The sequence below is a fragment of the Bacteriovorax sp. BSW11_IV genome (genome assembly GCF_000447755.1).
Classification (GTDB): Bacteria; Bdellovibrionota; Bacteriovoracia; order Bacteriovoracales; family Bacteriovoracaceae; genus BSW11-IV.
Window position 1 is genome coordinate 42,546 of the sequence record NZ_AUNE01000055.1, and the last position, 11,747, is coordinate 54,292.

At 39.4% G+C, this 11,747-nt stretch carries 11 protein-coding genes and 1 riboswitch; of the genes, 4 read left to right on the forward strand and 7 right to left on the reverse strand.

Annotated features, from left to right (window positions below):
* Positions 1-92: 92 nt before the first annotated feature.
* Both M899_RS16165 and M899_RS16170 read left to right on the forward strand, forming a co-directional pair.
* Complete coding sequence (locus tag M899_RS16165) at positions 93-1,580, forward strand: hypothetical protein (protein ID WP_021272548.1); 1,488 nt, start codon at positions 93-95, stop codon at positions 1,578-1,580.
* Positions 1,564-2,778, forward strand: a complete 1,215-nt coding sequence (locus tag M899_RS16170; protein WP_021272557.1) for a hypothetical protein — start codon at positions 1,564-1,566, stop codon at positions 2,776-2,778. The genes M899_RS16165 and M899_RS16170 overlap by 17 nt, the downstream gene beginning before the upstream one ends.
* On the opposite strand, the gene M899_RS16175 is transcribed toward M899_RS16170, so the two are convergent.
* From M899_RS16175 to lysC, 5 genes are read right to left on the reverse strand one after another with little or no spacing between them, the layout of a single operon-like run.
* Complete coding sequence (locus tag M899_RS16175) at positions 2,775-3,980, reverse strand: PLP-dependent decarboxylase (RefSeq protein ID WP_021272528.1); 1,206 nt, start codon at positions 3,978-3,980, stop codon at positions 2,775-2,777. The genes M899_RS16170 and M899_RS16175 overlap by 4 nt on opposite strands.
* Positions 3,981-3,996: 16 nt before the next feature.
* On the reverse strand, positions 3,997-4,761 hold the full coding sequence (locus M899_RS16180) for a 2,3,4,5-tetrahydropyridine-2,6-dicarboxylate N-succinyltransferase (protein WP_021272546.1): 765 nt from the start codon (positions 4,759-4,761) through the stop codon (positions 3,997-3,999).
* Positions 4,762-4,776: 15 nt separating this feature from the next.
* Positions 4,777-5,664 carry a 4-hydroxy-tetrahydrodipicolinate synthase gene (gene dapA / locus M899_RS16185; RefSeq protein ID WP_021272554.1) on the reverse strand — a complete coding sequence of 296 codons (888 nt, stop codon included), beginning with the start codon at positions 5,662-5,664 and terminating at the stop codon, positions 4,777-4,779.
* A 14-nt stretch (positions 5,665-5,678) separates the two neighbouring features.
* Positions 5,679-6,344 (reverse strand): 4-hydroxy-tetrahydrodipicolinate reductase, encoded by a 666-nt coding sequence (locus M899_RS16190; RefSeq protein ID WP_021272570.1) that lies wholly within the window; start codon positions 6,342-6,344, stop codon positions 5,679-5,681.
* Positions 6,341-7,690 carry a lysine-sensitive aspartokinase 3 gene (gene lysC, locus M899_RS16195; RefSeq protein ID WP_021272533.1) on the reverse strand — a complete coding sequence of 450 codons (1,350 nt, stop codon included), beginning with the start codon at positions 7,688-7,690 and terminating at the stop codon, positions 6,341-6,343. The genes M899_RS16190 and lysC overlap by 4 nt, the downstream gene beginning before the upstream one ends.
* 124 nt (positions 7,691-7,814) lie before the next feature.
* Positions 7,815-7,987, reverse strand: a riboswitch (Lysine riboswitch).
* 84 nt (positions 7,988-8,071) lie between these two features.
* Here lysC and asd point away from each other — a divergent pair.
* Positions 8,072-9,181, forward strand: coding sequence for an aspartate-semialdehyde dehydrogenase (asd, locus tag M899_RS16200; RefSeq protein ID WP_021272544.1), 1,110 nt, complete (start codon positions 8,072-8,074; stop codon positions 9,179-9,181).
* Positions 9,182-9,210: 29 nt separating this feature from the next.
* Here asd and M899_RS16205 read toward each other — a convergent pair whose 3' ends face one another.
* Positions 9,211-9,939, reverse strand: coding sequence for an iron-containing redox enzyme family protein (locus M899_RS16205; protein WP_021272540.1), 729 nt, complete (start codon positions 9,937-9,939; stop codon positions 9,211-9,213).
* A complete protein-coding gene (locus M899_RS16210; RefSeq protein WP_021272547.1) occupies positions 9,926-10,588 on the reverse strand; it encodes a hypothetical protein in 663 nt (220 codons plus the stop codon). The genes M899_RS16205 and M899_RS16210 overlap by 14 nt, the downstream gene beginning before the upstream one ends.
* A gap of 242 nt (positions 10,589-10,830) precedes the next feature.
* Between M899_RS16210 and M899_RS16215 the strand changes: the two genes are divergently transcribed.
* The gene (locus tag M899_RS16215) at positions 10,831-11,607 is read left to right on the forward strand and encodes a hypothetical protein (protein WP_021272530.1); all 777 of its coding nucleotides are present in this window, start codon (positions 10,831-10,833) and stop codon (positions 11,605-11,607) included.
* Positions 11,608-11,747 lie beyond the last annotated feature (140 nt).

Below are 11,747 nucleotides of genomic sequence, written 5' to 3' on the forward strand. Positions count from 1 at the left end.
TATGGCCTAGGGCGAGAGTCTAGGTCACTAAAATTATTTGTTATTTAAATTATTGGATAAAATTAGTTGGAAATTATGCCGATACGAACAGCATGAGAGAGCTAACTTTATTTTTATCACTATCATTGTTAATTAATTTTTTCGCTCATGCTGAATCAGCGTCAGGGAAGCGAAAAAGTGATGACAAAAATGATAAAAGAGAACATTTCGTTATTTATAATAATCCAAAAAATATGATCTCAAAGGGCGTTGTTCTCTCATATAGTGAAACCTCCGATGAGTACACATTCATTATTCGTGGAAAGGCATATCGTTATCCGCGAGATGAGTATAAGCGTATGCTAAAGCGTCATATGTTCGATGTTAATTCTGAAGATTATGAACAGCTCGAAAAAACTGTCGCTAAGCATGCGGCGATCTATCGCGTTCAAAATCCAAGTGAGAGAGAGTTGTTAGAAGAAGCGTTTCAAGTGCGTGACTATGCTCTTGGTCAAGTTGAGGCCAGAACAGGGGATTGCGATCCTAGCGCTGTTCAAAATCAAAAAGATCCGAGTTATACAAATGTCGTTTATTCTGCAGATGCTGCAAAAATTGAAGAAGATAATGAAAAAATCATAGAAGCTGCTCTTGCGAATAGAGGATTTTTTCCTCTTGGAGAGTTGAGCGGAATGAAAATAGAGATCATGACCTCAAATGACAACTTCCTTCATGGAGCACTTTCAGAAAACGGGCTTGGTCTCACTCAATCGGGGAAAGGGATTGAAGGCGACGACCGCGGTAAAACTTTTGGCATCCAAGGAGAAGTTGCTCTTGATTTCACAGAAGGTGGAATTGCTATCAGAAAATATGCAAAGGGCTATGGAAAGAAAGTTCCGCAAGCAGAAGAAATTAAAATCGGTCAGCAAGTTTTTAAAACACAATTTAAAGATAAAGATGGCAGCGGTAGATATTACCAAGAGTTTCTCTCAATTGATGGTGTAGAGTTTGAAGTCGTTAAGAGTTTTCCTGCTCACAATGTTTACTTGAAATTTATTGGTAGACGTGAAGTTTTAGACGATCAGAGTGGACTTGCGAAAACGATGCAAGAAAATTGGCACAAAAATGCTTCTGTTAAATATAATTATCTTGATCACAGAGATAAAGAGACTCGCTATTCAGCTGAAATTGGTGTTGGAAAAAGTTTTGATCTTGTGAAAAATGACAATTATTCTGTATCAACGAGTTTGGAGGCCACAAGAAATTTTTCAACATACGGTTCGAGTGATCAATATTATCGAGTAAAAGGAGACTTGAAGGCCGTTTATCTCGATGAAAATTCTAAAGGTGAAAAATTTCCTTCATGGGAGGCCAGATTCTATGTAGAGGGCAAGGCCTATGATGATAAAGAAGTTGATCATAGTTATGGCGTTGAAGTAACAAAGCGATTTAATGTCACTGATAATGGCTATCTTTATATTAAAGGTGGTGTGGCCCACGAAGATGATCGCTACTCAAGACAATATGCCGATGAAGAGATGAGACGCAAAGGGAGTCTAGATCTTCAGCATTATATCGGAGCGGGTTTTGAATATCGCTTCTAAAACGCTAGTCATATCAGTTCTTTTAGTTAGTATAAGTGCTTTTGCCAAGACGCAAACGATCTTGAAGAAGAAGAATTTTGTCATTACCTATGATGAAAGTCTTGATGAATACAAAGTTAAAGATGGTGCTAAATTCTACTATTACAGCAGAAGAAATTATGAGCGGCTTTTACAGCGTCATTATTTTTCGGTTAATCAGCATGAGTACGAAGAACTTCGCGACTCCCTTAAAAAGTTTCATTTATTAAAAAAACTGACTAATCCAAGCGATGAAGATTTATTGAATGATGCCTTCACGATGCGTGATCAGGCCTTTATGGTCCTCGATCGAGAGGTTACTAATCCTTGTAATCGAAAATTAGATTTGAATTATAAACCTAATGTTGTTCTTACCATGAAGGGTGAAACGACATCTCTTGATAAATTGTATAACGATACTTTTCAAGAAAAAATATTCAATAATAAAGAAGGCTATATCCTGTTAAATGATTATTTTAAAGGCCTTAAAATTGAAGAGAAAAAAGATGAAGGGATTTCTTTTACATTAGGGCAAGGTCAAATTTATCAGGCCCATATCGAACAAGTCAGTGACGATGGCCCTGAGCAAACGAGAGAAACAGTAGAAATTTCTGGAACAAAATTTGAAATACGCCGAGGTCAAAATAATCAAGATATTTATCTAAGAGTTATCGGTAAGCAAGGCGCCAACAATATGGACTCAGACAGAGAACTTAAAAAGGCACTGGACGATCAATCTTTGACAGAGGTCGATCACGATGAAATCAGAGGTAAAATAAATGTCGCAGCAGAGATTAACTTAGGCAATAGATTTAGTCTTTTTGAAGATGGTACAAATGAAGTTGTAACAGACTTTTCGGTTGGTAGACAAGTTGGACTTGTAGGAGAGACTGAAGGTTATACGCGTATGCGTGGTGATATTCGCTATCGCTATGTCCAACGTGATGAGAATAAAGAAGAGGTCGCTTCAGTTGAGGCCCGTATTTATTATGATAAACAGTATTATGATTCTAACGAAGAGTCCTCTCCTTATGGTGTTGAGATTAAAAGATCCTACAAAGTTGGCGAAAATAGCAACTTCTATATTGAAGGTGGGCTTCATCGCAGGGAAAATAGCGCCGATAGAGGAAAACTCCATTGGGACAAATCACTTTCAATTGGTTATGAATACAAATTCTAAACCAGCCAGTCTGAACTCGTTTTAATCGTTCTAGGCGTCATCATATCACCGTTATAGTATACAACTTCGGCCGGCAGGTCATGGCATAGGAAAAATGGCATGGCCTCTGTAAAGCCATAGGCACCACACTGAGAGAAAACTAGCCAATCACCTTCACAAATATCTTCAGGCAATTCAAAAGTTCCAAGCATATCAATTGCCGTGCATAGCGGTCCATGGATTTGAAAACTCTTTTTTGGGGCACTACTATCTCTGAAGAGTTCACAAGGAAAACCTTGGTGAACTAGTGCCGGACGTGCAATGTGATTAATACCACCATCAAGAACTAAAATATTTTGACCACGAACAATTTTTTTATCAACGACTTTTGTCATGTAGTGACCTGAACCACCTACAGCATAGCGACCGAGCTCCATCCAAATTGTTTTGAGTTGGTATTTCTCTTTGATACGTTGAAGAATTTTTGTGACGTCTTTGAAGTCTAATGATCTTGTGTCATTTTCATAGGCGATGCCAAGTCCGCCACCAAGATCAATGATATTGAGGGGGATTTCCATTTTTGATGCGAAGGCCACCATGTCGCTGGCCGTGCGATCCCAAATTTTTTCAAGCTTATCCAGCTCAAGCAAATTTCCCCATTGGAAAACGTGACATCCTTGAATATCTAGATGGGTCACTTTTGAACGATCTAATTTCAACCACTCACTCTCATCAAGTCCAAACGGAGTTATGGCATTACCTCCGAGAACGGATTTGCCTTCATCCCACGCAAGTTGTACGCGAAGAAGAACCTTTGGTTTTACATTCGATTCTTTTGCAATCTCATCAAGCCAATAGGCCTGATTAAGAGATTCTAAGACGATGACATTAATCTCATTATCAATAAGAGATTTTAAATAGGCCTTGCCTTTTGCTGGACCTGTCGAGAGTATATCTTCTGGTTCAACACCTGAAGAGAGCACTTGATCAAGCTCTCCAAGGCTTGCTACGTCAACTCCGAAATTGAGATTGCGAAAAATTTTAAGAATGGCCGATAACGGATTGGCCTTACAGGCATACCAGAGCTTCATATCTGAGTCTTTAACCTCATCCATATAAGTGAGATGGGCCTTAAGATGATCAAGATCGTAAAAGAAAAAACTAGAATCGAGTCTTTTCATGACTTTTTCGAGTTTCTTTTTATGCTCTGGCCTTAGATACATGAACTTTCCTTATCTTTTATCTTAAAAAATCTTCGAGCTTAAGTGAACTTTCACTTTTCTCGTCTCTATATTTAATAATCATGGCGCAATTAAGTGAAAGACCCATTTCTTTTGCCCAAGAAAGTTTGTCGTTAACAGGTCTTGAACCAGGAACTACGATAGCATTTTCAGGAATTGGTTCTCCTTGTTCAAGAACTCTGCCATTGACACAGTCATAAACTGGAATTGATTTTGAAAGTACAACACCAGGAGCGATAACAGCACCTTTTAGAACCTGTACACCTTCAACGATAACAACACCCGCACCAATGAAAGCACCATCTTCAATAACAACTGGGGCAAGACCAATAGGTTCAAGAACTCCACCAATTTGCACACCTGCAGATAGGTGGACATTTTTGCCAATTTGAGCGCATGATCCAACAAGGGCATGTGAATCAACCATTGTTCCTTCGTCAACAAATGCGCCAATATTAATATAGGCAGGAGGCATGATGATGACACCCTTAGAAACATATGCACCACGTCTTACACTTGATCCCCCTGGAACCATGCGAACTCCACGCTCTGGCGTGAAAGTTTGTGGCATAATATTGTGCTTATCCACAAATCCTGGATAGTGGTGAGAAGAGGCCTCAATATTTTCACCGGCCTTAAACGCTGCAAGAATGGCCTGCTTCACTTCTACGTTTGCAACCCACTTTCCATCAACTTTTTGTGCAGCTCTTACTTCACCTTTTTCAAGCTTTTCTAGCATTTCTTTCCAATTTAAATCACTCATATTGAATCCTTTTATTTAATTATTGTTGGCATACCATTGTTTAACCATGCGATCACACTCCATGATTGGGGCCACATCTGCAAGGTCTCTTGCATCAAGGGGTAATCTCATTGTGTTGTTCTTAATAACGCCTGTAGCGTTCATAAGAGCTTTTACTGGCACTGGATTTGATGCGAGAAAAAGCGAGTTGCATGAGTTCTTCCACATTTTTTCATCACTACCGAGTGTGTTGTTTAAACATTTTTTTACAAATAGATTTGTTTCTTTTGGCCACGAATTACCCGCTACAGATACAAGACCATAAGCGCCAAGAGGAGCGTAGTCAGGCATTAGACCATCATCGCCAGAGAAGACCTTCCCCTTTCCTGAACACGCGCTTACATACTTTGCAAATTTTTCAGGACTACCACTGGCCTCTTTAATGGCCCAAAAGTTTTTATGATCGCGCAGCATTTCTACTGTTTTGTAAGAGAGTTCTCCACCTGTTCTGCCTGGAACATTATAAAGCATTACTGGACGAGTTGATCTATCCATGAGCGCTTTGAACCATTCATATTGTCCCATAGTTCCCGGCTTTGCATACATTGGAGTTACCATGAGGTAAGCATCAAGTTTTAACGTTTCTAGGTAAGAAACCCAATTAAGAGTCTCCCTCATATTAACGCCACCAACTCCACACATGATAGGATTTCTAAGTCCCAGACCTAGTGTAAAATTAAGAATATCTTTTTTCTCATCTTCATCTAAATTGAGCGCTTCACCAGTAGAACCAAGAATAAGAATTCCGTTGTTGGCCTCATCTTGAAGTCTTAAAACTTTTTCAAGTGAAGGATAGTCGACACTTGAGTCGCTATTCATTGGGGTAATGACTGCTGTCCAAAGCGTAATATCGTTTAGTCCCATAATTCTCTCCATGATTATTTCAGTAATTCTTTTAATGATAAACTTTGAAAGTTGTGTAGGCCAATATTTAAGTCTCTAACTTTTTCACAGGCCCACAGGGCACCTTCAGCAAAGATCTTTCTATCTAAGGCCTCATGGCGCAATGTGATTTTCTCGTTTGCAGTTGTGAAGGTTAGGATATGATCTCCAATAACATCACCAGTGCGCTCTGAAGTAATCTCTACATCATCATTAACCCAATCTTTCCATGTGAGTGCTGTCCCCGAAGGGGCATCGAGTTTTTTCGTATGATGAACTTCGTGAATTGAAAAAGAGTAATCGTTAAATAAGTTTCTTGCTTTTGATAAGGTGTTTATCATCTCGTGCACAAGGTTCATCCCGAGGCTGAAATTAGTTGCATAAACCCACGGTGCTGTGAGACCCTGAATGAGTTCATCAGTCCATTTAAAACCAGTTGAACCTGTAACTACGGGGATTCCTGAGCTTTTGATTATCTCTATATTATCAACAAAGACATCACCTGGTAAAAAACTTAGAATAACGTCGTGTAAGCGAAGTTGTTCCACTGTCATTGGGTTAGAACGATCAAAAACGGTATAAGTGTGGGGGAGGTTGTTGTCATTGATAAGCTCAATAACTTTTCCTCCCGTTTTTCCTTTGCCTAAAAGTGCAATTTTCATGAAATGAATTCCCTGTGTAATCTTCTAATACTTTCATCGGCCGATTGAGAATCGACAGCAAAACAAAAGTTGTGCTTACTAGCGCCCAGACAGATCATACGAACGTTGATATCGCCTAGTGATTTGAAAATACGAGCTGCTAATCCTGATGTGTGATTAATATTATTTCCAATTAACGACACAAGGGAAAGGTCTTTTTCAATTTTAATATCACACAACTCTTGAAGCTCATCTAAAAGGTCTTGATTAGAAGCTGTCGCATTATCAATTGTCAGGGCCACAGAGATTTCAGATGTTGTAATTGAGTCAACACTCACGCGATGTGCATTAAAAATTTTAAAGATTTCGTAGAGAAAACCATGAGCATGAAGCATTTTTGGTGTTGATAAAGTAATGAGTGCCTGTTCTTTTCTTGTGGCCATAGCACGAATAAGAGGAGCATCCGTTGTCGATTTTTTTATCCATGTTCCTTTTTTCTCGGCCTCATAACTAGAACCCACAAAAACAGCAACATTGGCGCGAAGGGCCGGTGTAAGTGTTGTCGGATGGAGGATCTTCGCACCAAATGTTGCAAGTTCTGCGGCTTCTGAAAATGTAATTTCATCTAATAATTTAGCTTCGGGAACAACGCGTGGATCGGTTGTGGCAATACCTGCAACATCAGTCCAAATTTGAAGAACATCTGCACATACCCCTTCGGCCACGAGTGCAGCAGAATAATCACTACCGCCACGGCCTAGAGTTGTCGTTTCTCCATCGCGAGTTGCTCCGATGAAGCCTTGAGTAACATAGATAGTTCCACTTTTAAGTCCTGTAAGATATTGCTCACAAAGATTTCTAATGTCATTTGGTAGTGGCGTCGCCTTTCCAAATCTGTTATCTGTGCGAAGAACCTTTCTTACGTCGAGTAATTCTACTTTATTATCTGTCGCAACTTGGGCCATGGCCTCTGTAAAAAGAAGAGAACTCATTCTTTCGCCTAATGCCTGAATACTATCAAAGGCCTTATTCGTAAGATCGCGAAGTAAGTTGATCCCGCGAGCAAGTGTTTCAAGTTCAAAAAATAGACCTTTGAGGTTCTCAAGAACATGATCATTTACTTTAAGATCAGCTGCTATTTGCAAATGTTTTTCTTTGATTTCACTAATGAGTTTTTCAGCATCATCCCACTGACCACTTTGTGAGAGTTTAGCAACTTGAATGAGGTTATTTGTTGTTCCATAAGTGGCCGAGACGACCACGATATTTCCCTTATGCTTCAATGCAACCTGCGCGCTTCTTAACATACATGTTGCATCGGCCATAGATGACCCACCAAATTTAGAAACAATCAGCTCATTTTTCATGCTGCTCTCCTTCAAGCAATTAAAATCATTGTCCAAAGTAGTCTAGCGATGAATGTGGAATATTGAAATAGTGGAGGTTGAAATAAAGAGAAACAGTTTTTAAAATTGACTGCGTCTTAAGTTGACCCCCCAAAGTTCTCCACAATATCTCTTGTGACAGTCCTAGGGATTCAGCCCTAGTAACCAACAAGTATTTAACAACCTTAAAAACTTGTTTCGGCACGCTCTCCCTTCACTTGATGTCATCGACGGTTGATCTCGATCAAGCTATCTGAAGCATGCGCCTCTTTGGTATTAGAAAAATGATAGGGTGAATAACTAGACTTGACAACCCCCAATGTACACAGAGTATCTTATTTTCATGACAAAAAAGGAGTCATTATGAAAAAAGTTGGTTTAATCGGCTGGAGAGGTATGGTGGGAAGCGTTCTTATGGACAGAATGCACGCAGAAAATGACTTCTCTCATTTCGATCCGTATTTCTTTACGACATCGCAATTTGGACAAAGTGGTCCTGAAATAAATGGTAAAAGCAATCCATTAAAAGATGCGAATAATATTTCTGAACTAACTCAAATGGATATTATTCTGACTTGTCAGGGTGGTGATTATACAAAAGAAATCTACTCTAAGCTTAAAGAGACTGGTTGGAGTGGATATTGGATTGATGCGGCATCGACACTGAGAATGGATAATGAGGCCATTATCATTCTTGATCCCGTAAACCAAAATGTAATTGATAAAGCTCTTAATGATGGTGTTAAAACTTTTGTTGGCGGTAATTGTACCGTTTCTTTAATGCTCATGGGTCTTGCTCCACTTTTTAAAAATAATCTCGTCGAGTGGATGACAAGCATGACTTACCAGGCGGCCTCTGGAGGTGGTGCACGCCATATGAGAGAATTGTTAAAGCAATTTGAAATCATCGGCAATGGTATTAAAACTCTAAATGATGATCCAAAAAGTGATATTCTTGAAATCGAAAGAAACGTATCTTCGATGTTAAGAAGCGGTGAACTGCCAACTGAAAACTTTGGAGTCCCACTTGCCGCAAACCTTATTCCTTGGATTGATGTCCCTCTAGAAAATGGACAGTCAAAAGAAGAATGGAAGGCCATGGCCGAGACAAATAAAATTCTTGGCAATACAGGCAGCAATATAGTTCCCATTGATGGAACTTGTGTTCGAGTTGGTGCCCTAAGATGTCACTCACAGGCCATTACAATTAAGCTCACTAAAAACGTCGATATTAAAACTATTGAAGAGATGATTGCAACTGGTAATGACTGGGTTGAGTTCGTACCAAACGATAGAGCTTTAAGCGCTCAAAAACTAACTCCTGCTTATGTGTCTGGAACCATGAAAATTCCTGTGGGCCGTGTTCGTAAAATGAATATTGGACCAGAGTATTTGAATCTATATACATGTGGTGATCAGCTTCTTTGGGGGGCCGCGGAACCATTGAGAAGGGTTTTAAGACAAGTTCTTTAATATGTAGAGGGGCCACTCGGGCCCCTTTTTTAATGCATACTGCGTGATTGTCTCTTATCAGCATACTCTTTCTTTTTAACAGAAAGATTGTCGGCCAACAGAGCATCAGCTTTTGCAAAGGCATCCGTCACCAAATCGGAATAGAGCTTCGCTGTTACACTCACAGCGTATTTCATCTCTTCTAATTCTTCTTGTGTTTTAATAAGGCCATCAATATATCCATGCATCATCTTTATGTGACCTTGATCGATTTTATGATGATCTTCAATAAATGATAGTGCAGTATCAGGAACGCCAATTTCTTTAAAGGCCGCAATATACTCAGCTCCATATTGAGTTGGCATATACTCTAGATGAAAAAGATAGCCTAAGTATCCAATTGGATTTCTAAATTGAATTTGATAATAAGCATAGGCCAAAAGCGCTGTCGTAATTGGTAAAGGATAACCCTCTACAATATTCTCCGTTTCATATCCCAGTGCTTTGATATCATCTAAGGCCAATTGATCATGCCCAATCTCAGAGATGGCATGTTTATAAAAAGGCTTAATTTGCGATCTTTGATGATATTTAAAAAAGGCCGTTGCAAAAGTTTGAATCTGTGGATTCTCTCTTGTATGGTGATAAATCTGCTCCATCATGGCAGCATAATGCATTGGTGTCATTTCACGATCAAGGATACGTTTGAATCCTGTACTCGCGTGAACTTTTACCATTTCTTCTTTCCAAAAATTAAAAACCTGATCAAACATAGACATGATTAGACTCCATTATATTATTGTTAAACACATGAAGAGGACTCTCCAAATTGTGTGACTTTTCTTGCATGAGTACATGATAAAAAGGCGAGTTAATTGCTTTGAAGTAATCTTCATCAAAATTGTTGCAAACAAAGATATTGATATCACCATACTCTGGATGGTGTGCTTTGTGAGAATGTACTAGACCATGACGAGTAAAGAATTTTACAAGATGGTCGTTACAATCAATAAGCATATAAGGCGTATTAAATTTGAAATTCAATCGAAAACACTCTTCCATCAACATAAGGGGTGCTTCCAATAGCTGATTCTCTCTATCTGTAATGAGCTTACCGCAAAAAGAAACATCACCCCCACAAAAGTGATGGTACTGAGTGAAGTGAAAAATCTCATTGTAAGGAGCAATTGTTCCGCGCTTAATTTTGTTATAGCGAACGACACCAATGAGTTGATCATTTTCAAATATTCCCAAGTTCAAATTAGGAACATGATCCCATTCATCAACAATTATTTTGCGCTCATGATCTACATTCTTAAGGCCAGGACGGTTCATTTGTTCAACATAAACTTTGTAGCGAAAGCGATAAACCATGGCCAACTCAGCTGGAGTTGTTAGGCGATAGACGTGATGATTTAAATATTTCACTGAATCCTCCGTGTTTCTAAAACTCGATGGACATAGTGTTCACATATTAAAAGGCCTAGGCCATATGGCCCAAGAACAAAGCGTTCGCTAGTAAAGAAGAGCATTATATTTCTCAAGAAACCTTGATTTTGAAGACCGTCGCCTAATAAAATGGACAGTTAAAATCTGTATTAAAGCGTCCAATTCGTTGAAATTTTGTTTAGTGTGCCATCATATTCCCGATAAGTAATATTATGGAAAGCATGAAAACATTATTTTTTACCCTTAGTTTATTCCTTACTCTTAACCCAGTTTTGGCCTCGGATGAAATCGTTGATTCAATGTCCGAAGAGCAAAAAGAACAATTTGTTCTGTGTGCTCATCAGGATCAAAAATTTAATCATGGCCTTGGCACGCTCTACAATTTCTACGAAAAATACTACGATCGTTTTGTCGAGTATGAAGAGAGTCTTATTGCTAAGGGCAAGCTTAAACCTAGTCAAAGCTTTTCAAATATCGTTGCTCGCGGGGCCTACGACGCTGAAGAAGGACCACGCCAAGTTCCAACTAAAAAAGGTAACGGCGGTAAAGGATTCGCTTTTAGAAATGATCTCGCAGGCGGAGCTTACGACGCTGAAGAAGGTCCAAGACAAGTTCCAACCAAAAAAGGTAATGGTGGCAAAGGCCTCGTTTTTAGAAATGATCTCGCCGGCGGAGCCTACGACGCTGAGGAAGGGCCAAGACAAGTTCCAACTAAAAAAGGTAACGGCGGTAAAGGCCTCGTTTTTAGAAATGATCTCGCCGGCGGAGCTTACGATGCTGAAGAAGGTCCAAGACAAGTTCCAACTAAAAAAGGTAATGGTGGAAAAGGCTTCGTTTTTAGAAATGATCTCGCTGGCGGAGCTTACGATGCTGAGGAAGGTCCAAGACAAGTTCCAACTAAAAAAGGTAATGGTGGCAAAGGCCTAACAGTTTTCACTGAAGATACAACTCCACTGGTAAAACAAGTGCAGGTGAGAAGACTTTTTACTTTTAAATAGATTTATTCGAAAACGGGAGTTAGCGAAACCGCCAATAAGTAAGGTCTGACTTCGCTTGAATCAGTATGTTTAGCATTGGCCTTTTGAATTAGCTTCGCACGAAACTCTCCAATATAATCTTGGAGCTCGGCCAAATCACT